Source organism: Pseudomonas sp. EA_35y_Pfl2_R111 (assembly GCF_963970955.1).
Lineage (GTDB): Bacteria > Pseudomonadota > Gammaproteobacteria > Pseudomonadales > Pseudomonadaceae > Aquipseudomonas.
In genome coordinates, this window is the sequence record NZ_CAXAOM010000001.1 from 385915 (window position 1) to 406377 (window position 20463).

Below are 20463 nucleotides of genomic sequence, written 5' to 3' on the forward strand. Positions count from 1 at the left end.
ACTCAACTCTCCGAAGCGCCCCCGGACCATTCATTGGCCAGGAGCCCGAAACAATAAACGGCATGATACCGGCTGCCGTCGAAATAATGATCACGTAACACGCCTTCTTGCTGGAATCCCAGCTTTTCGTGAAAGCGGCGTGAACGCTCATTGAAGCTCAAGGCTTCGGCGCAGACTTTATGCAGCTTCAAGCTGCCAAAGGCGTAATCCAGGGCGGCCCGACCTAGTGCGCTACCCGTCCCTTTCTCGGCATCCGGGGCCAGATAAAACCCCCACTCCGCAACAGCTGAATCCCGCAATTGATGAAAGCTGACAAACCCTTGTGGTTTGCCTGTGGGCTGATAGATGAGTAGATGACGTTTGGCGTCCTGAGAGGCATTGGCAAACCAGCGTGCATGCTCAGCGGGGCTGATCTCATGCTGGTTGTACATATAACTGCGCACGCCGTCATGGTTACGCCACGCCAATACGAGGGGCAGATCATCCTCTTGCAAGGGGCGCAGCAGTGGCGACACTTTACTCACAGATTAACCCCACACATCAAAAGCCTGGATAACCGCCTGCACACCCTCACCATTGGTAACTTGAGCGGCGGCAGCGGACATTTGGTTAAGGCGATGCGGCTCATTGAGTAATGGAGCTAGCAAGGCTGGTAAGCGGCCTGGAATATCCTCAACACAAGCAATGACCTGCGCCGCCCCCGCTTCTTGTAAGCCAGCAGCGACTGTGAGTTGGTTTTCCGCCAGCACTACCATGATTGAAGGAAGCCCTAGACTGCAGCGCTCCCAGGCTGTCGAACCCGCAGCGCCAATTGCCAAATCCGCTCGCGCCATCAGCTCCGCCATATTCTGACTATCAACCAGTACCTCAGCACTCAACGGCAACTGCAGTACCTGCTGACGTACGGCGTGCAGCCAAGGTGCCCGACCGCCCATAACCACAGTAATTTGCAGCCCCGCCAGATACTCCATTCCGGCAAGCGCTTTCAATACTTGAGTCGTGGCATTGGCCTGATCAACGCCGCCCATGGTAATCAGCACCTGCTTTACCGCCGTTAGATCAGCACGGCGAACAAGGCTACTAAGCCGTAGTAGGGGAAACTCAGGCCGGAGCAAGGCAAATTGGGAACCGCACAGCACGTTGCAACCTTCGGGCACCAGGGCGAGGTATTCAGCGCCAGTGCGTCCAAATGTTTGATCCAACAACAAATCGCAGTCGTGGCTACGGTCGGCAAGATCATCAATTACCATCAAGCGCTTAGTGAATGGCCGCAGTGCCTTGTGCCAACGAACATCCAACGCATAGTGATCAACAACCAGCCAGTCAGGCTGTATACCACGTAGTACATCGATGCTTTGTTGAGCATCTTCTGACTGTGACGCGCCCAACCAGCCTGCATGAGCCAAGATATTCTGCTGCTCAAGCATTGCCTCAACACGAGGAGTCAGTGCCAGCGGATGAATGATGTGCCCGGCGGCGCGAATCTGCGCGAGCATATGCCCTGGATGCTCGCGAAAAAGGAAGTGGCATTCAGCACCCTTCTCACGCAAAGCATTCGCCAGAGTTAGGCAACGCATGACATGCCCGCTGCCCATTTGCAGCGAGGCATCAGCCCGAAAGGCGACCTTCATCAATTTCAGTTCAGGCGCTTGAAGCCGCCGTGACACACCGGCCCTTTCAGCAAGCTCTGCACCGAACGCCCCGATTCACACTCTTTGATCAAGGCAAAAATCGGGTCAAGAGCAGCAAAGTAGCCGTCCACGACCTCAGGCGTATGCTGGGTACAGACATACACACTGGTACCAGCCAAATAGCCTTTGCCGAGCATTTCTTGAGTAATCAGGGTTTTGTAGGCCAGATTTTCAGGACTGTTGAAGGCAAACCCCGTTAATGCTGGCAGGCCGCTGGTCGTGATGGATAGTTCATGTTTCTGTGCCAACGCCTGCCATTTAGCAGTGATATCAAGGCCGGTGTGGGTGATGCTTTCCCAGGACTTCACGCGCTCCATGACTTCCAGGGTTTTCAGCGCAGCTGTCGGCCCAATACGCTCAGTCCAGAATGTGCTGCTGATAAATGTACTTTGCGCAGCTTCCATTACCTCGCGCTTGCCAATAGTTGCGGTGAGGGCGTAACCGTTACCCAACGCCTTACCAAACATGGCCATATCCGGTTCGACACCATAGAGCTTATGTAGGCCGCCGAAGGTTTGGCGGAAACCGGAAGTGCACTCGTCAAAGATCAACACAATGCCGCGCTCGGTTGCCAGCTGTCGCACCTTGTGCAGGAAGTTATCTTCCGGGCCACGGTTACGCGACACTTCCATCTTGATCACCCCAATATCATGGGCGTCGACCAAGGCCAGAAGCTCGGCAAAATTATTGTAGTTAAACGGGAACACCGTCCCTCGCAGGTTCGCAGGAACACCTTTGGGCTCTAGCCCTGGCAGCAGGTGACCTGCAAGGTTTTTGTCGTCGCCCAGATTGGCTGACAAGTACCAGTCGTGCCAGCCGTGGTAACCGCAGATCGCGACCTTATCGCGGCCAGAGGCGGCGCGGGCAATACGAATGGCAATGGCATTCGCTTCACCACCGGAGCGAGCAAAGCGAACCATGTCAGCCCATGGGTGCAGCTCAACCAGTTTTTCAGCCAAGTAGACTTCTTCCGGGCAGTTGAATGTCGACATATTGCCGCTGTCTATGGTCCCGCGCACCGCATCATCAACCTCCGGATCGCCATAACCCAAAGTGTTGGTGCCGATGCCCATAATGAACATATCGGTATATTCATTGCCGTCCAGGTCCCAGACCTTACAGCCCTTAGCCTTGCTGAAATAAGCCGGCCACTGCTCCGGCAGAAACATTTCTGCGCGCTTGGAAAGAAGCATATTGCCGCCAGGAATTACTTGCTTGGCGCGTTTCCACAATTTCTGACCGGTGCCCATCACGGCTCCTTCATTTCGTTTCAATTGGTGGTTATCCGCAAACATTTGTGGCTGTGTGCGCTGCAACTCAAGCACCTGCGGCCAGCTGAAGTGCTTATCCGGAGTGAAGTGCGCGAACACCCGCTCAATCACCACAAAATCAGCCGGTTCATCAACAGTCCAGCGCAGCCCTGACAGATCTTCAGAGTGCTCAAGTGAGGCTTGGCTGAAGCGTCCTGACTCACGCAGATAAGGCGTGACATGCTCATGGTCAAATGCCAGCTCGGTTTCTTGCGCTGCCTGCTCTAGGGCGGAAAACCGAAAGACTTCGATGTCTAGGCCATCTGGGTACGTTGCAGGCTTAACGTTGCTCAGGTAGTCAACATCAGATGCTAGAAACTGGCTGATTGCCTGATCGACCAGAGCAGGGTCAACCAAGGGGCAATCCCCAGTAATGCGCACAACGACATCTGCGGCGCTCTGCTCACCAGCAAGCAAAAAGCGGGCAAGTACATCGTCTTCGCTGCCTTGTATGCAGCGGTACCCCAAACGGCGTACGTGCTCCGCCAGGGGTGAATTACGTGGGTCTTCAGACGTCGCCAGAACGATTTCATCCAACTTCGTGGCCCGCGCAAGCCGCGCCAACAGCAGCTCAATCATGGGGACGCCACCGATGGGCTTCATCACCTTGTTCGGCAAACGCGTCGACCCCATACGGGCCTGCACAACAGCAACGACTTTCATAACTGATTCCAGCGCGAGGGGTTCAACAAATCAGGATCAATGCTGCGCAGTGTTTGGGGGATTGCGGGCATCGGGCCATTCGCCGCTGATGCAATTTCCTGGAGCTGAACAGCTGTATCAACCCCAACCACCACCCGAGATATTGCATTGAACGAAAGTGCATGACGCAAGCACGCCTGAACAGGCGTTACTCCGCCCGCGTCTAACCAATTGTGCCATTCCTGCCAGAGCGCACTCCAACGCGAAAACTTATGTGGCCGCTCTGTCGCCGTCATCAACAAAAGCCCCTGCATAAACACGGAGCGCACATGAAGCTCGGTACCACGTGCCGATAACCGCTGAAGCCAGCCAGAGTCTGTAAGGCGGGCGTCCAGAATATTGAAAGGTGCCTGTACCAGATCAAAGTCCATCGCCGCACAAAGCGTATCTAACTCCAGCGGTTCGTAAATCGAGACACCGATTTGCTCTACAAGGCCTTGGGCTTTCATTTCAGCCAAACCTCGATAGAGCTCAGCACCTTTTGGACCAAGCAGTTGCTCCGGTCGATGCAGCAACAAGCCCCGCACCGCACCGCACCGCAAACGACCTAACGAACCCACCAATTGCTCTTCGACCCAACCAGCGATATCCGCACAATCGTCCGGGAGGGCCGGCAGTTTGGTAATTACCTTGAAGCCGTCAAGATCAATCTGGCCTAGGGTCGACTCACTCTCACCGTATGCAATAGCGGTATCTAAGGTGTCGATGCCAGCATGGCGAGCGGTTTCAATAATGCTGTGCGCTTGGGCGAGATCCACTTGCCCTTGCCGATTGGCTACTCCGTAGTTCATGCCAAACTGAACGGTACCGAGAGCGAGCCTCATGGACACAGAACGCGCTTAAGAACAGCAACCACTGCATCTTGCTGGGCATCGGTCATCGTTGCGTAGACAGGCAAGCTGATGGCTTCAGAGTAGTAGTGTTCTGATTCAGGGAAATCACCCTGGGAGAAACCTAGGCGCTGATAGTAGGGCTGAGTGTGCACTGGAATATAGTGCAGGTTGACACCTACCCCCTGTTCACGGAGTGCTTGAAAAACCTGAAGGTGACTGCTGGTAATCCTGTCCAACTGCAAACGAATTACGTAGAGATGAAGGCCCGAATAACTATCAGGATGCTGCCATGGGCAACGAACGGGCAGCTCAGCTAGTAACTCGTCATAACGCTTGGCGAGCTCATGACGACGTTGCACATACTGATCCAGACGTTGCATTTGGCTAATGCCCAGCGCGGCCTGCAACTCGGTCATACGATAGTTGAAGCCAAGTTCAATCTGCTGGTAGTACCACGGGCCATCGACAGCATGCGTCATCTGTGCTGGGTCACGAGTGATGCCATGACTACGCAGAAGGGCCATACGCTCTGCAAGCTCGGCGTCATTGGTCAGGGCCATACCACCTTCCGCAGTGGTAATGATTTTCACGGGATGGAAACTGAAGACAGTGATATCACTGTACTTGCCGCTGCCGATAAACTCGTCCTGATATTTGCCACCAATAGCGTGTGAGGCATCTTCGATAATCTTGAAGCCGTAGCGCTGTGCCAATGCGTGAATGGCTTGCATATCGCAGGGCTGCCCGCACAAATGGACGGGCACCACCACCTTGGGCAGCGTTCCCTCACGTTCGGCCTGTTCCAATTTACGCGCTAGCGCCCGAGGACAAAGATTATAGGTGCGCGGATCAATATCCACGAAGTCAACTTCGGCTCCGCAATAAAGCGCGCAGTTAGCCGACGCAACAAAGGTGATTGGCGTTGTCCACAAACGGTCGCTGGGGCCAAGCCCGAGCGCCAAACAAGCAATGTGCAGCGCCGACGTGGCGCTGTTTACCGCCAAGGCATGGTGAGCACCTACATGCTGCGCCACAACCTGCTCAAATCGAGGCACCATCGGCCCTTGAGTGAGAAAGTCTGACTGTAGAACTGCAACAACCGCATCAATGTCGGCCTGGGTTATGTCCTGGCGACCATAAGGGATCATGAATCAGATGCTCCCGATTTTTTCACGATTGAGATCAATCCAGCCCTGCAGATCGTCATCGCTCATCCATTCGGAATTGTTATCGCTGGCATAAACAAAGCCTTCAGGAACCCTCTTGCCATCCTTGATTCGCTTAGGGCAAGTGGCCCAACCGTGAATGGTGGGTAAAATCTTGAAGTGCTCGGGGTATTCATAGGTGTAATACGCGTCTTCGGCGCTGATCATCTGCTCATGCAGTTTCTCACCCGGACGAATTCCAACAATTTCTTGTTTTGCATCAGGCGCCACGACACGTGCTAGGTCGGTGACTTTCATGGATGGGATTTTTTTTACGTAGATCTCGCCGCCCTCCATGTCCTCGAAGGCGTGCCAAACCAGTTCGACGCCCTCCTCCAAAGAAATCATAAAGCGAGTCATACGCTCGTCAGTAATCGGCAGTACGCCTTTGTCTTTAATGGACATAAAGAAAGGAATAACCGACCCACGCGACCCCATGACATTGCCGTAACGCACCACGGAAAAGCGCGTTTCATGACCACCCACATACGAGTTTCCGGCTACGAACAATTTATCCGAAGCCAGTTTGGTCGCGCCGTATAGGTTAATTGGGCTACTAGCCTTATCAGTTGAAAGCGCCACCACACCCTTCACGCCCTTATCAATGCATGCGTCAATTAGGTTCATGGCGCCATTGATGTTGGTTTTCACACACTCAAACGGGTTGTACTCAGCAGTAGGAACGATCTTCGTTGCGGCCGCATGCACAACATAGTCAACACCATCTAGAGCGCGGTATAGACGATCCTTGTCGCGCACATCGCCGATAAAGAACCGCACACGATGGTCGCCCTCAAACTTCTTCGCCATATCCCATTGCTTCATCTCATCACGGGAGAAGATGATGATTTTTTTGGGGTTGTACTTGGCGAGGGTCATAGGCACGAAGGTATTACCGAAAGAGCCGGTGCCACCTGTTATGAGAATAGTTTTGTCATTGAACACTGCTGCTGCTCCCGCTCAGGAATTGGCGCTAGTTAGACGGCCGAAGGCACTACTGCTTAGCATTAATTCGTCATATGTACCGCTCGCGCATAATTTTCCATGCTCAAGCATAAAAATAGTGTCGCAACGCTCTACAGTGCTTAACCGATGAGCAATTAGGATGACGGTTTTTCCGCCTCTCAACTCATTGATTGCCTGCATAACCAGCGCCTCTGTTGCATTATCAAGAGCACTGGTAGCTTCATCAAAGACCACGACGTCAGGATCATGGTACAGCGCCCTTGCTATGCCAATACGCTGGCGTTGGCCACCAGAAAGGCGCACACCCCGCTCCCCCACAGAGGCTTGATAGCCTTCGGAGAGCTCGCTGATGATGAAGTCATGCAGGTGGGCCGCTTTCGCTGCTTTTTCTACCGCTTGCATATCGATTTCGTGGGACGGGATCCCAAAAGCTATATTTTCGGCAATAGATGCATCAGCTAAATAGATGGCTTGAGGCACATAGCCAATATTACGCTGCCATGCTCTTAGGTTTTCACCTTGTAGAAGCTGGTCACCTACACGTATGCAGCCAGCACTTGGCTCAAGCAATCCTAGGATCAAATCAACGATCGTGCTTTTCCCAGCACCAGTTGTACCTATAAAAGCCACACTAGTGCCCTTTGCAACAGCAATCGATATACCTGAAAGGGAATTGCTTTCTGCCCCCGGATAACGATAACTAATGTCAGACAACTCAATATCACCACTGAGCCGTTCATCACTTAGCGACTTAGCTTGAGCAACCGAACTTTCTGGCAAACCTAGCAAGTCGTCAGCAAGACTATCCAAAGCGGCATCATAAAATCGTAACTGGGTAATATTTTTGAAGATCTCTTGAAAAGCAGGCAACAGACGATAACCTGCAAAAGCATAGAGAGCGATCACAGGCAAAGCCCCTTGTAAACCGCCATGAACGCCCATCAAATATAGGACTAAAACTAATACGCCACCAAACGCGATCGCCTGAATTGCAAAATGCGGTAAATCACCAATGGCTTTACTGACAGTTACATCTTTGGCAAAAGATTTCGAAACCTGCGAAAAGCGCTCAAGGTAACTACCTTCGCGCCCCATCAATTTCAACTCTTTAATTCCGCTTAATGCTTCAGAGGCTAGAACAAACCTTCTCTCATTGGTATAGACACGACGCTCACCTAGACGACGTAACAATCCACGCGTAGAGACATACACAGCCACAAACGCACCGCCCAAGACAGCGCCAACCAACACAGAGAGCAGTGGCTCAACTGCGAGAAGAAGAGCGCTAATCATAATGGCAACCAAGCCCCCAGAGACCACCTTCATCGCTGGAATCAGAGCACCATTTATAACCTCACCAACTTCTGAAAATATTCGCTTACTCAACTCAGCAGTATTACGCCCTAGGAAAAAACCATATGGCCGCTGCAGATACCCCTCAAGCAATCGATAGGCAAAGCTGTGCGCTCGCATATTAGAAAAGCGTAAAACTGCATAGGTGGTGAATGCTTTAAGTGCAAGACTAAATACAAACAAAAAAAGAACGGCCCCACCAAGCAATATCAAAAAATTCTTGGTATCCGTAAAGTTAAGGGCATCGTAAGCAAATTTTAAGTACTCATACTTCTCTACCGCCTGGGAGTCAGCCAAAACAGCCACAAACGGCATTATAGACGCCACACCAATCATCTCTAAAAAAGCAGTACCCAGCATTAACAAGAACACAAGGAAAGCCCGCACCTGCTCACTGGCGCTAAGCAAATTTCTCAGCTTTTTAAAAACCTGAAGCATCAAAATATCTCATAAGCAAAAATGAAAAAACCTGCGAAATGGCAGGCCTGATACACGACCCTTGGTAAATCATAGGCGACGGAAAATGCCGGCAGCGCAATCTGCACGCACCATTCCAAGGCGAGATATTTTACACGAGACGAGCGCCACTGCTTCAAAAAGGTAAAGCAGTAACCTCAAGGGCGATAGGCAGCAACGAAGAGCACGCATCGAGAATGATAAGAGACCAAGATCGAACAATCATTCATCCTCATTCACCCGGTCCCTCAGCTCCTTACCCGGCTTGAAGTGCGGTACAAACTTCCCATCCAACCTGACCGAATCACCAGTTTTCGGATTACGCCCAACACGCGGCGCGCGGTAATGCAGTGAGAAGCTGCCGAAGCCGCGTATCTCGATACGATCCCCTGTCGACAGCGCCTGCGACATCTGCTCAAGCATGGTTTTGATCGCCAACTCAACATCCTTGGACGAGAGCTGCCCCTGATGGGTGACGATGCGCTCGATCAACTCCGACTTGGTCATGGTTTTCCCTTCTTTTTCAAGCGGCTAGATCACTAGATAGGAAGGTTTTAGCATGCCTGATCGGGTTTGAACAGCCTATAAAACAACAGGTTATCGATTTTAAGGGCATTAGAAATCGCCTAGAGGAACGCCTGACTTTGCCCTCGACGACTATGAGGGAGGGCTTTAAAGAATAGCGGCCACAAAAAAGGGCGACCGAAGTCGCCCTTTTCTTTGGATAAACCGAACTTAGTTCTGTTTTTCCATTTGCGCGCGGAGCAGATCACCCAAGGTGGTCGGACCGGCAGTTTCAACTTCCTGCTTACGCATTTCTTTGATGGCTTCTTTTTCGTCTTCAACGTCTTTCGACTTGACCGACAAGCTGATTACGCGGCTCTTACGGTCAACGCTGATGATTTTGGCTTCGACTTCTTCGCCTTCTTTCAGAACGTTGCGCGCGTCTTCAACGCGGTCACGGCTGATTTCGGAGGCTTTCAGAGTGGCTTCAATGCCTTCGGCCAGGGTGATGATGGCGCCCTTGGCGTCAACTTCTTTAACGATGCCGCGCACGATGGTGCCTTTATCGTTAACAGCAACGTAGTCGGAGAACGGATCTTCTTCCAGCTGCTTGATGCCGAGGGAGATGCGCTCACGCTCCGGATCAACGGAGAGGATAACGGTTTCCAGCTCGTCGCCCTTCTTGAAGCGGCGTACAGCTTCTTCGCCTACTTCGTTCCAGGAGATGTCGGACAGGTGAACGAGGCCGTCGATACCGCCATCCAGACCAATGAAGATACCGAAATCGGTGATCGACTTGATGGTGCCGGAGATCTTGTCGCCCTTGTTGAACTGACCGGAGAAATCTTCCCACGGGTTAGTTTTGCACTGCTTGATACCCAGGGAGATACGACGACGCTCTTCGTCGATATCCAGAACCATAACTTCCACTTCGTCGCCGACGTTAACGACTTTCGAAGGATGGATGTTCTTGTTGGTCCAATCCATTTCGGATACATGCACCAGGCCTTCCACGCCCTCTTCCAGCTCTGCGAAGCAGCCGTAGTCGGTCAGGTTGGTTACGCGCGCAGTAACACGGGTGTCCTGCGGGTAACGCGCCTTGATGGCAACCCATGGATCTTCGCCCAGCTGCTTGAGGCCGAGGGAAACGCGGTTGCGCTCACGATCGTACTTGAGGATCTTGACGTCGATTTCATCGCCAACGTTGACGATTTCAGACGGATGCTTGATACGCTTCCACGCCATGTCGGTGATGTGCAGCAGGCCGTCGACGCCACCCAGATCCACGAACGCGCCGTAGTCGGTGAGGTTCTTGACGATACCTTTGACTTGCTGACCTTCCTGCAGGGATTCCAGCAGAGCTTCGCGCTCGGCGCTGTTCTCGGCTTCCAGCACGCTGCGGCGGGAAACGACAACGTTGTTGCGCTTCTGGTCCAGCTTGATGACTTTGAATTCGAGTTCTTTGCCTTCCAGGTGAGTGGTATCACGCACCGGACGGACATCGACCAAGGAACCTGGGAGGAACGCACGGATGCCGTTAACGTCGACAGTGAAGCCGCCCTTAACCTTACCGTTGATAACGCCCGTAACCACTTCCTCAGCGGCGAAAGCTGCTTCCAGAACGATCCAGCACTCGGCACGTTTGGCTTTTTCGCGGGACAGCTTGGTTTCACCAAAGCCATCTTCAACCGCGTCCAGGGCAACGTGAACTTCGTCACCGACCTTGATGGTCAGCTCGCCAGCGTCGTTGTGGAACTGCTCCAGCGGGATGAGGCCTTCAGACTTCAAACCAGCGTGAACGGTTACCCAACCTGCTTGGTAATCGATGTCGACGATGATAGCGGTGATGATCGAGCCAGCCTGAAGGTTCAGGGTTTTTAGGCTTTCTTCAAACAGTTCAGCAAAGCTTTCGCTCATTTTAATTCCTGTTGATTCAGGGCAGGGAATCCGCCCAAACCACACTCCAGACAATGTGGGTACGTTTATATAAAAAGAAGCAAACGAGTCGAGGACTGGGTTCCCGAGAGCTTCCTTGGCGAGCCGGTCAGCTTAAAGCAGCTGTGGCTCTGGTCATCCAGCGAGGTCGCGATTGGCGACTTCACTGAGAATTCGTTCAAGCACTTGTTCGATGGAGAGTTCAGTTGAGTCCAGCTGGATTGCATCGGCTGCCGGCTTGAGCGGAGCCACTGCACGCTGGGTATCGCGCTCGTCGCGCGCCTGAATCTCATCAAGAAGACTCGCGAGATTAACATCATCGCCCTTGGCCTTCAACTGCAAGTAGCGGCGGCGGGCACGCTCCTCGGCGCTGGCGGTGAGGAAAACCTTCAGCGGCGCATCGGGAAATACCACCGTACCCATGTCGCGACCATCGGCGACCAGACCTGGCATTTCCTGGAAAGCCTGCTGACGTTGCAACAGTGCTTCACGCACGGCGGACAGCGAGGCCACCTGCGAGGCGCCGGCGCCGACCTGCTCGTTGCGAATCAGGTCAGTGACCTCTTCACCCTCAAGAATGATGCGCTGGCCATGACCGCCACCGGCAGCGATAAACTGCACATCCAGATGAGCGGCGAGCAGTTTCATCGCCTCTTCATTGGTCAGATCAACGCCGTGATTACCGGCGGCAAAGGCCAGCAGGCGATACAACGCGCCCGAGTCCAGCAGATTCCAGCCCAGTTGTTTGGCCAGCAGGCCAGCAATGGTGCCCTTGCCCGAGCCGCTCGGCCCGTCGATGGTGATAACCGGCGCGACGATCATGCCTTGCCCTCCTCGGCCACACGAATGCCAACCTGAGCCGACAGCGCGAGGAAGTTGGGGAACGAAGTAGCGACGTTGGCGCAATCATGGATGCGGATCGGAGCCGTTGCGCGCAGCGATGCCACGCTGAACGACATGGCGATGCGGTGATCGCCGTGCGCCCAAACTTCACCACCACCGATGCTGCCGCCCTCGATAATGATGCCGTCCGGCGTTGGCTCAGCCTTGACGCCCAAGGTAATCAGGCCGTCAGCCATCACCTGAATTCGATCAGACTCCTTGACCCGCAGCTCTTCAGCGCCACGCAGCACGGTACGGCCTTCTGCGACTGAAGCGGCGATGAACAGTACAGGGAACTCATCAATAGCCAGCGGCACCAGATCTTCCGGGATATTGATGCCTTTGAGCTTGGCACTGCGCACACGAATATCCGCCACCGGCTCGCCACCGACTTCACGCTCATTTTCCAGAGTGATGTCGCCGCCCATCAATCGGAGGATATCGATAACACCGGTGCGCGTCGGGTTAACCCCAACATGCTCCAGAAGCAGCTCGGAGTCCTCGGCGATGCTGCCAGCCACAAGGAAGAAAGCTGCCGAAGAAATATCGGCTGGAACTTCGATGTGCGTACCGATCAGCTTGTGACCCGACTCCACAGTCGCCGAGTTACCTTCGACCGTAACCGGATAACCGAAGCCGCGCAGCATTCGCTCGGTATGGTCACGGGTTGGCGCAGGCTCAATCACCGTGGTCGAGCCTGCCGCATACAAACCCGCCAACAACATGCAGGATTTAACCTGAGCGCTGGCCATCGGCATTTCATAGGTCATACCACCCAGGATGCCGCCGGCACGAACGGTCAAAGGCGGACGACCTTCAGGGCCGGTCTCAATGATTGCACCCATGGCGCGCAACGGCTTGGCTACGCGGTTCATTGGACGCTTGGACAGCGAGGCATCGCCGGTCAAGGTTGTATCGAAAGACTGTGCGGCGAGCAGACCGGAAAGCAGGCGCATCGAGGTGCCCGAATTACCCAAATAAATCGGACCAGGTGGCGCTTTAAGGCCACGCAAGCCAACGCCATGCACAGTTACTCGACCATGGTGCGGGCCTTCGATGACCACGCCCATGTCGCGAAACGCCTGGATGGTTGCCAGAGCATCCTCACCCTCAAGGAAACCCTCAACCTCGGTGACGCCTTCTGCCAGTGAACCCAGCATGATTGAGCGGTGCGAGATGGATTTGTCGCCCGGAACACGAATACGTCCGGAGAGTTTACCGCCAGGATTAGCCAGAAAAATCAGATCGTTCGAGTGCATAGCGTCCACATAGGCCCTACGGGCGAGAATTTTGCCGAAATGCTCACGGGCAACGCGGGCGCGCGTGAATACGCCCAGCAATTGATGCCCGTCCCCTGCGTCAACCGCGTCGCGCAAGGCGTCGAGATCGTCGCGAAATACGTCTAACGTGCGCAGCACCGCCTCGCGGTTGGCGAGGAAGATGTCATGCCACATCACCGGATCACTGCCGGCAATTCGCGTGAAGTCGCGAAAACCGCCGGCGGCGTAACGAAAGATCTCCAGGTTCTCACTGCGCTTGGCCAGCGAGTCAACCAGGGTAAAGGCCAGCAAATGCGGCAGATGACTGGTCGCAGCCAGCACCTGATCATGATGCTCGACCTCCATATGCTCAACATCCGCGCCCAGCTCGCGCCACAGGGCGTCGACCAATGCCAGAGCCGCGTCATCACTCTGCTCGCAGGGCGTAAGGATGACCTTATGGCGGCGGAACAGCTGAGCATTGGACGCTTCCACCCCGCTCTGCTCGGAGCCGGCAATCGGGTGGCCCGGCACAAACCGCACCGACTTACCGGTAAAGGCCAGGCGCGCCGCGCGCACCACATTGCCTTTGGCGCTGCCCACGTCGGTGAGCACCGTCGTACCCAGGTCAAGCTTGGCCAGCTCTGTGAGCAGCCTTTCCATGGCCAGGATAGGCACCGCCAACTGGATAACATCGGCGCCCTGACAGGCGGCAAGCAGATCAACCTCGCAGCGATCGACCACGCCCAGCTCAACCGCCATCCGCCGCGACTCTGGGTCGAGATCGACCCCGAGCACTTCGCGAAACAGGTGCCGCTCACGTAAACCCTTGGCAAAGGAGCCGCCAATCAGACCCAAACCAATAACCACAAGGCGGCCGAGCTTAGGGGCAGCAGGTTGCACCTGAGTGACAGCAGATCTGGCTTCACTCACGCGCTCAGCACCTTGGCCAGGGCATCGAGAAAGCGCGCATTCTCTGCAGGCAGACCAATCGAAACCCGCAGGAAGTTCGGCATGCCGTAACCGGCTACCGGCCGCACGATCACCCCAGCACGTAGCAGCGTCTGGTTGATCGCCGCGGTATCACGACCAAAGTCCACGGCAATAAAGTTGCCTTTCGACGCGATCCAGCTCAGACCCAGCTCGCGCAGACCTGCTTCCAGCTGCGCCATGCCGGCATCATTGAGCTGACGGCTTTGCGTCAGGTAATCGGCATCATCCAGCGCGGCGCAGGCCGCGGCCAGGGCGAGGCTGTTGACGTTGAATGGCTGGCGCACACGGTTGAGCACATCGGCGATCTGCGCCGAGCTGAGCGCATAACCAACGCGCAGCGCCGCCAGGCCATAGGCTTTGGAGAACGTGCGCGAGACCAGCAGGTTGTCATAACGCGCCAGGTACTTGAGGCCGTCCGGCAGCTCATCACCTTCGGCGAACTCGATATAAGCCTCGTCCAGCACTACCAGCACATTGCCGGGTACGCGAGCGAGAAAGCGCTCCAGCGCGTCGGGGCCAAACCAGGTGCCAGTCGGGTTGTTCGGGTTGGCGATAAACACCACGCGAGTGTTTTCATCGATGGCCGCGAGCATGGCTTCCAGGTCGTGACCGTAGTCCTTGGCCGGCACCACTTTGCCCTGGGCACCTACGGCCTGGGTCGAGATGGGGTAAACGGCAAAGGCGTACTGGCTAAACACCGCATTAAGGCCGGGGGCCAGATAGGCGCGGGCGACCAGATCGAGAATGTCGTTGGAACCGTTGCCCAAAGTGACCTGATTGATCTGCACGCCGCAGCGCGCCGCCAGGCGACTTTTCAGCTCGAATCCATTGCCATCGGGGTAACGGGTCAGCTCGACCAACTCGCCGCGAATCGCTTCCAATGCCTTGGGGCTTGGGCCCAGCGGGTTTTCGTTGCTGGCCAGCTTGACGATGCTGGCCGGATCCAGATCCAGCTCACGGGCCAGCTCATCCACCGGCTTACCCGGCACATAGGGCGACAGCTGCTGTACGCCTGGCTGGGCCAGGGCGAGGAAATCGGTCATAGCAAAGCCTCACGCTTAAAGCCGCAAGCCCCAAGTACAGCCCGGCGTCGATGCGCGTGTAGCTTGAGACCTGAGGCGTGCCGCAGCAGTTTTAAAGTACCGCTTTGGGGTAGGAACCCAGCACCTTGAGCGCCACGGCTTCCTGATTGATCTTTTCCAGCACGTCCTTGATCAGCGGGTCGCGGTGGTGACCGACGAAGTCGATAAAGAACACGTAAGTCCACTTGCCGCTGCGCGACGGGCGGGTTTCGATGCGCGTCAGATCAATACCGTTGTTGTGGAACGGCACCAGCAACTCATGCAGCGCACCTGGCTTGTTGCTCATAGATACGATGATTGACGTCTTGTCGTCGCCGGTCGGCGGCACCTCCTGGCTGCCGATGATCAGGAAACGCGTGGAGTTATCCGGGCGATCCTCAATTTTCTCCGCCAGCTTGGTTAGACCATACAGGCTGGCCGCCATATCGCCGGCAATCGCCGCGCTGCTCCACTCGCTTTTCACCCGCTTGGCCGCATCGGCGTTGCTCGACACCGCCACGCGCTCAACATTCGGGTAATGCGCATCCAGCCACTTGCGACACTGCGCCAGGGACTGGGCGTGGGAATAGATGCGGGTGATCTTGTCGGTCTTGGTGGTTTCACCGACCAGCAGGTGGTGATGAATGCGCAGCTCGACTTCACCGCAGATGACCATGTCGTGTTCGAGGAAGCTGTCCAGCGTGTGGTTGATTGCGCCTTCGGTGGAGTTCTCCACCGGCACCACGCCGAAGTTCACCGCACCGGCAGCCACTTCACGGAACACTTCATCGATAGCCGCCATCGGTACGCTGATCACCGCGTGACCGAAGTGTTTCATCGCCGCGGCCTGAGAGAAAGTACCTTCCGGACCGAGGTAGGCGACCTTGAGCGGATTTTCCAGGGCCAGACAGGAGGACATGATTTCGCGGAACAGCCGCGCCATTTCCTCGTTGCCCAGCGGCCCCTGGTTGCGTTCCATGATGCGCTTAAGCACCTGGGCTTCGCGCTCAGGGCGGTAGAACACCGGCTTCTCGCCTTCCGGCAGAGCCTTCATCTTGACCCGCGCGACTTCTTCAGCGCAGCTGGCGCGATCACTGATCAGCGCGAGAATCTTCTCATCAAGGTTGTCGATGCGCAGGCGCAGGGCCTGCAGTTCCTGCTCGGAAATTGGGTCGGTCATTAGCCGTGCTCCTTCTCGAACTCGGCCATATAAGCCACCAGCGCTTCAACGGCATCCAGGCCCACGGCGTTATAGATCGAGGCACGCATGCCGCCGACCGAACGGTGGCCTTTCAGGTTGAGCAGGCCGCGCGCATCAGCACCGGCGAGGAACGGCTTATCCAATTTCTCGTCGGCCAGGCGGAACGGCACGTTCATCCAGGAGCGGGCGTTATGGGCAATCGGGTTGCTGTAGAAATCGCTGGTATCGATGGCCTTGTACAGCAAGTCTTTCTTGGCGCGGTTGATCCGCTCCATGGCGGCCACCCCGCCCTGCTCTTTCAGCCACTCAAACACCAGGCCGGACAGGTACCAGGAGAAGGTTGCCGGGGTGTTGTACATCGAGCCATTATCGGCCGCGATCTTGTAGTTGAGCATGGTCGGGCAGACGCTGCGGGCACGGCCGAGCAGGTCTTCACGAACGATGGTCACCACCAGGCCACTGGGGCCGATGTTCTTCTGCGCGCCAGCGTAGATCAGACCGAACTTCGACACATCGATCGGGCGCGAAAGGATATCGGAAGACATGTCCGCCACCAGCGGCACGTCACCGACTTCGGGAATCCAGTCGAACTGCAGGCCACCAATGGTTTCGTTGCTGGCGTAGTGCAGGTAGGCGGCACCTTTCGACAGCTGCCACTCGTTCTGCCCAGGGATGGCGAAATAGTCATAGGCCTTGGCGCTGGCAGCAACATTGATATTGCCGTAGCGGCTGGCTTCTTCGATGCTTTTCTTCGACCAGATACCGGTGTCGATATAGTCGGCGACGCCGTCTTCCGGCAGCAGGTTGAGCGGGATTTCAGCGAACTGCTGGCTGGCCCCGCCCTGCAGGAACAGCACTTTGTAGTCGGACGGAATTTCCATCAGGTCGCGCAAGTCCTGCTCGGCCTTTTCCGCGATGGCGGTGTACTCGTCGCTGCGGTGGCTCATCTCCATCACCGACAGGCCTTTACCCTGCCAATCGAGGAGCTCCGCCTGGGCGCGTTGCAGAACAGCTTCAGGAAGCGCGGCCGGGCCGGCGCAGAAGTTAAAGGCTCGCTTGCTCACATCCACTCTCGCTCAAAATAGTGGGCGGGCTGGTGCGTGCCAGCAGCCGCCAAATCCTACGCCGTCAGGGGCGAGCGCACTCGCCCCGACAGATCACTCTTCGCTGATCGGACTTTCGTCAGCCGCAGCTTCGGGTGCATCACCTGCATCCTCTACTGCGCCTTCAACGCCTTCTTCGCCTTCTTCGCCTTCCAGCAGCTCTTCGTCGTCTTCCGCCGAAGGCTCCTGCACACGCTCAAGGCCGACCAGGGTTTCATCCTTAGCCAGCTTGATCAGGGTCACGCCCTGGGTGTTACGACCGAGGCTGGAGACTTCGCTGACACGGGTACGTACCAGGGTGCCCTGATCAGAAATCAGCATGATTTCCTCGCCTTCCAACACCTGCACAGCGCCGACCAGCTTGCCGTTACGCTCGTTGCTGACCATGGCGATGACGCCCTGGCCGCCACGACCGCGACGTGGGAACTCGGCCATCGCGGTGCGCTTGCCGTAGCCACGCTCGGAGGCGGTAAGAATCTGCGCTTCGGCCTCAGGAATCAGCATGGAGATGATTTCCTGGCCTTCCGGCAGACGCATGCCACGCACGCCGCGAGCCGTACGGCCCATGGTGCGCACTTTGCTTTCCTTGAAGCGAATCACCTTGCCGCCGTCGGAGAACATCATCACTTCGCACGCACCATTGGTGATGGCGGCGGAGATCAGGGTGTCATCTTCGTCCAGCTTGAGGGCGATCAGGCCCGAGCTGCGTGGACGGCTGAACTGCACCAGCGGGGTTTTCTTCACAGTGCCTTTGGCCGTGGCCATAAAGATGTAGGCACCGGTAGGTTCATCCGGGGTTTCGTCGTCCGCGTCATCGCCTTCGGCCAGGTCTTCGACTTCTTCAGCCTCAACCACTACGCCTTCGATATCGTCCTGCTCATCGCCTTCCGGCGCCTGCTGTCGCAGGGCTTCCAGATCGACCTGAAGCATCGCGGTGATGCGCTCACCTTCCCCAAGCGGCAACAGGTTGACTAGCGGACGACCACGGGCGGCGCGCGAGGCTTCCGGAATTTCGTAGGTTTTCAGCCAGTACACCTTGCCCTTGCTGGAGAACAGCAACAGGGTGGCGTGGCTGTTGGCGACCAACAGATGCTCGATGTAGTCCTCATCCTTGATCCCGGTTGCCGATTTACCTTTACCGCCACGACGCTGCGCCTGGTAGGCGGTCAACGGTTGCGACTTGGCATAACCGGTGTGAGAGATGGTGACCACACGCTCTTCTTCGGTGATCAGGTCAGCCAGACTGAGGTCCAGACGGTTATCGAGAATCTCGGTACGGCGCTTGTCGCCAAACTCGGCCTTGACCGCTTCTAGCTCCTCGCGGATCACTTCCATCAGGCGCGTGGCGCTGGTGAGGATGCGGATCAGCTCGCCGATCTGGGTGAGGATTTCCTGGTATTCGGCCAGCAGTTTTTCATGCTCAAGACCGGTCAGGCGGTGCAGACGCAGTTCGAGGATGGCCTGGGCCTGTTCCGGCGAGAGGAAGTACTTGCCATCGCGCAGACCATACTGCGGATCAAGGTCATCCGGGCGGCAGGCGTCGGCACCGGCGCGCTCGACCATGGTTTCCACTGCACTGGATTCCCACGGCGTGGCAATCAGCGCTAGCTTGGCTTCGGCCGGGGTCGGCGAGGCCTTGATCAGGGCGATAACCGGGTCGATGTTGGACAGCGCAACCGCCTGGCCTTCAAGGATATGGCCACGCTCACGGGCCTTGCGCAGTTCGAACACGGTGCGGCGGGTAACCACTTCACGGCGGTGCAGAATAAAGGCTTCGAGCATGTCCTTGAGGTTAAGGACCTTCGGCTGGCCGTCGATCAGCGCCACCACGTTGATGCCGAACACGCACTGCATCTGGGTCTGGGCGTAGAGGTTGTTGAGTACCACTTCCGGTACTTCGCCACGACGCAGCTCGATCACGATACGCATGCCGTCCTTGTCGGACTCATCGCGCAGCTCGGTGATGCCTTCGAGCTTCTTCTCTTTAACCAGCTCGGCAATCTTCTCGATCAGACGCGCCTTGTTCAGCTGATACGGCAGCTCACTGACGATGATCTGCTGGCGGCCACCGACCTTATCGATGTCTTCAATGATAGCGCGGGCACGCATATAGATGCGGCCACGGCCGGTGCGGTAGGCCTCGATGATGCCGGCGCGACCGTTGATGATCGCCGCAGTCGGGAAGTCCGGACCGGGGATGTACTGCATCAGCTCATCGACAGTCAGCTCGCCGTTGTCGATCAGCGCCAGACAACCATTGATCACTTCCGTGAGGTTGTGCGGCGGAATATTGGTGGCCATGCCCACGGCGATACCGCTGGAGCCGTTGACCAACAGGTTGGGGACCTTGGTCGGCATAACCGCCGGGATCATCTCGGTGCCGTCGTAGTTCGGCACCCAATCCACGGTTTCTTTGTGCAGGTCAGCCAGCAGCTCATGGGCCAGCTTGGTCATGCGCACTTCGGTGTATCGCATGGCGGCCGCGTTATCGCCGTCCACCGAGCCGAAGTTGCCCTGGCCGTCGACCAGCAGGTAACGCAGGGAGAATGGCTGCGCCATCCGTACGATGGTGTCGTACACCGCGGTATCACCGTGTGGGTGGTACTTACCGATTACGTCACCGACCACACGGGCGGACTTCTTGTATGCCTTGTTCCAGTCGTTGCCCAACTCACTCATGGCAAACAGCACACGGCGGTGCACGGGCTTCAAGCCATCACGTGCATCCGGCAGTGCGCGCCCGACGATTACGCTCATCGCGTAATCGAGGTAGGACTGCTTGAGTTCGTCTTCAATATTGACCGGGAGGATTTCTTTGGCCAGTTCGCCCATGAGTAGCCTTGTTCCTTTTTCTGGTGAAACTCCGCGCCGCTCGTCCTGAGTGGTGTGGAGCCTGTCGCCGTGCCTTGAGGCTCATAGCGACTCACGACAAATCAATAAGTTATGCCATGTATCTGCGCAGGTAAGAGGCCCATAACGGGCACCCCCGAAAACCGCCGGAGCTTACCA

General features: G+C 56.2%; 15 protein-coding genes. All 15 read right to left on the bottom strand.

Annotated features, from left to right (window positions below; translation table 11 throughout):
- Positions 1-2 precede the first annotated feature (2 nt).
- The 15 genes from pseH to gyrA all read right to left on the bottom strand — a co-directional run bounded on the left by pseH (position 3) and on the right by gyrA (position 20286).
- Positions 3-524, bottom strand: a complete 522-nt coding sequence (gene pseH, locus AACY25_RS02065; RefSeq protein WP_339522234.1) for a UDP-4-amino-4,6-dideoxy-N-acetyl-beta-L-altrosamine N-acetyltransferase — start codon at positions 522-524, stop codon at positions 3-5.
- Positions 525-527: 3 nt separating this feature from the next.
- Positions 528-1631, bottom strand: a complete 1104-nt coding sequence (pseG, locus tag AACY25_RS02070) for a UDP-2,4-diacetamido-2,4,6-trideoxy-beta-L-altropyranose hydrolase (RefSeq protein WP_339523792.1) — start codon at positions 1629-1631, stop codon at positions 528-530.
- A gap of 5 nt (positions 1632-1636) precedes the next feature.
- Positions 1637-3664 carry an aminotransferase class III-fold pyridoxal phosphate-dependent enzyme gene (locus AACY25_RS02075; RefSeq protein WP_339522235.1) on the bottom strand — a complete coding sequence of 676 codons (2028 nt, stop codon included), beginning with the start codon at positions 3662-3664 and terminating at the stop codon, positions 1637-1639.
- Positions 3661-4527, bottom strand: coding sequence for an aldo/keto reductase (locus AACY25_RS02080; protein ID WP_339522236.1), 867 nt, complete (start codon positions 4525-4527; stop codon positions 3661-3663). Before AACY25_RS02080 ends, AACY25_RS02075 begins: the two co-directional genes overlap by 4 nt.
- Positions 4524-5684 (bottom strand): UDP-4-amino-4,6-dideoxy-N-acetyl-beta-L-altrosamine transaminase, encoded by a 1161-nt coding sequence (gene pseC, locus AACY25_RS02085; protein ID WP_339522237.1) that lies wholly within the window; start codon positions 5682-5684, stop codon positions 4524-4526. The genes AACY25_RS02080 and pseC overlap by 4 nt, the downstream gene beginning before the upstream one ends.
- Positions 5685-5687: 3 nt before the next feature.
- Complete coding sequence (pseB, locus tag AACY25_RS02090; protein ID WP_339409882.1) at positions 5688-6686, bottom strand: UDP-N-acetylglucosamine 4,6-dehydratase (inverting); 999 nt, start codon at positions 6684-6686, stop codon at positions 5688-5690.
- Positions 6687-6701: 15 nt separating this feature from the next.
- Entirely contained in the window at positions 6702-8498 is a 1797-nt protein-coding gene (locus AACY25_RS02095; RefSeq protein ID WP_339409883.1) for an ABC transporter ATP-binding protein, read from the bottom strand.
- Between the two features lie 240 nt (positions 8499-8738).
- Positions 8739-9023, bottom strand: a complete 285-nt coding sequence (gene ihfB, locus AACY25_RS02100) for an integration host factor subunit beta (RefSeq protein WP_090387490.1) — start codon at positions 9021-9023, stop codon at positions 8739-8741.
- A 228-nt stretch (positions 9024-9251) separates the two neighbouring features.
- Positions 9252-10937, bottom strand: a complete 1686-nt coding sequence (gene rpsA / locus AACY25_RS02105) for a 30S ribosomal protein S1 (RefSeq protein ID WP_339409884.1) — start codon at positions 10935-10937, stop codon at positions 9252-9254.
- Between the two features lie 153 nt (positions 10938-11090).
- On the bottom strand, positions 11091-11777 hold the full coding sequence (gene cmk / locus AACY25_RS02110) for a (d)CMP kinase (RefSeq protein WP_339522238.1): 687 nt from the start codon (positions 11775-11777) through the stop codon (positions 11091-11093).
- Entirely contained in the window at positions 11774-14029 is a 2256-nt protein-coding gene (locus AACY25_RS02115) for a bifunctional prephenate dehydrogenase/3-phosphoshikimate 1-carboxyvinyltransferase (protein WP_339522240.1), read from the bottom strand. Before AACY25_RS02115 ends, cmk begins: the two co-directional genes overlap by 4 nt.
- Positions 14026-15132 (bottom strand): histidinol-phosphate transaminase, encoded by a 1107-nt coding sequence (gene hisC / locus AACY25_RS02120; RefSeq protein WP_339522242.1) that lies wholly within the window; start codon positions 15130-15132, stop codon positions 14026-14028. Before hisC ends, AACY25_RS02115 begins: the two co-directional genes overlap by 4 nt.
- A gap of 91 nt (positions 15133-15223) precedes the next feature.
- Positions 15224-16330, bottom strand: coding sequence for a prephenate dehydratase (gene pheA / locus AACY25_RS02125; protein WP_339522243.1), 1107 nt, complete (start codon positions 16328-16330; stop codon positions 15224-15226).
- A complete protein-coding gene (gene serC / locus AACY25_RS02130; protein WP_339522244.1) occupies positions 16330-17415 on the bottom strand; it encodes a 3-phosphoserine/phosphohydroxythreonine transaminase in 1086 nt (361 codons plus the stop codon). Before serC ends, pheA begins: the two co-directional genes overlap by 1 nt.
- 93 nt (positions 17416-17508) lie before the next feature.
- On the bottom strand, positions 17509-20286 hold the full coding sequence (gene gyrA, locus AACY25_RS02135) for a DNA gyrase subunit A (RefSeq protein WP_339522246.1): 2778 nt from the start codon (positions 20284-20286) through the stop codon (positions 17509-17511).
- Between the last annotated feature and the right edge of the window lie 177 nt (positions 20287-20463).

Excerpts from the sequence above, each read along its gene's own strand:
- rpsA (WP_339409884.1), bottom strand. The coding sequence starts at position 10,937 with ATGAGCGAAAGCTTTGCTGAACTGTTTGAAGAAAGCCTAAAAACCCTG.
- hisC (WP_339522242.1), bottom strand. The coding sequence starts at position 15,132 with ATGACCGATTTCCTCGCCCTGGCCCAGCCAGGCGTACAGCAGCTGTCG.
- ihfB (WP_090387490.1), bottom strand. The coding sequence starts at position 9,023 with ATGACCAAGTCGGAGTTGATCGAGCGCATCGTCACCCATCAGGGGCAG.
- pseC (WP_339522237.1), bottom strand. The coding sequence starts at position 5,684 with ATGATCCCTTATGGTCGCCAGGACATAACCCAGGCCGACATTGATGCG.
- gyrA (WP_339522246.1), bottom strand. The coding sequence starts at position 20,286 with ATGGGCGAACTGGCCAAAGAAATCCTCCCGGTCAATATTGAAGACGAA.
- AACY25_RS02095 (WP_339409883.1), bottom strand. The coding sequence starts at position 8,498 with ATGCTTCAGGTTTTTAAAAAGCTGAGAAATTTGCTTAGCGCCAGTGAG.
- pseG (WP_339523792.1), bottom strand. The coding sequence starts at position 1,631 with ATGAAGGTCGCCTTTCGGGCTGATGCCTCGCTGCAAATGGGCAGCGGG.
- pheA (WP_339522243.1), bottom strand. The coding sequence starts at position 16,330 with ATGACCGACCCAATTTCCGAGCAGGAACTGCAGGCCCTGCGCCTGCGC.
- AACY25_RS02080 (WP_339522236.1), bottom strand. The coding sequence starts at position 4,527 with ATGAGGCTCGCTCTCGGTACCGTTCAGTTTGGCATGAACTACGGAGTA.
- AACY25_RS02075 (WP_339522235.1), bottom strand. The coding sequence starts at position 3,664 with ATGAAAGTCGTTGCTGTTGTGCAGGCCCGTATGGGGTCGACGCGTTTG.
- cmk (WP_339522238.1), bottom strand. The coding sequence starts at position 11,777 with ATGATCGTCGCGCCGGTTATCACCATCGACGGGCCGAGCGGCTCGGGC.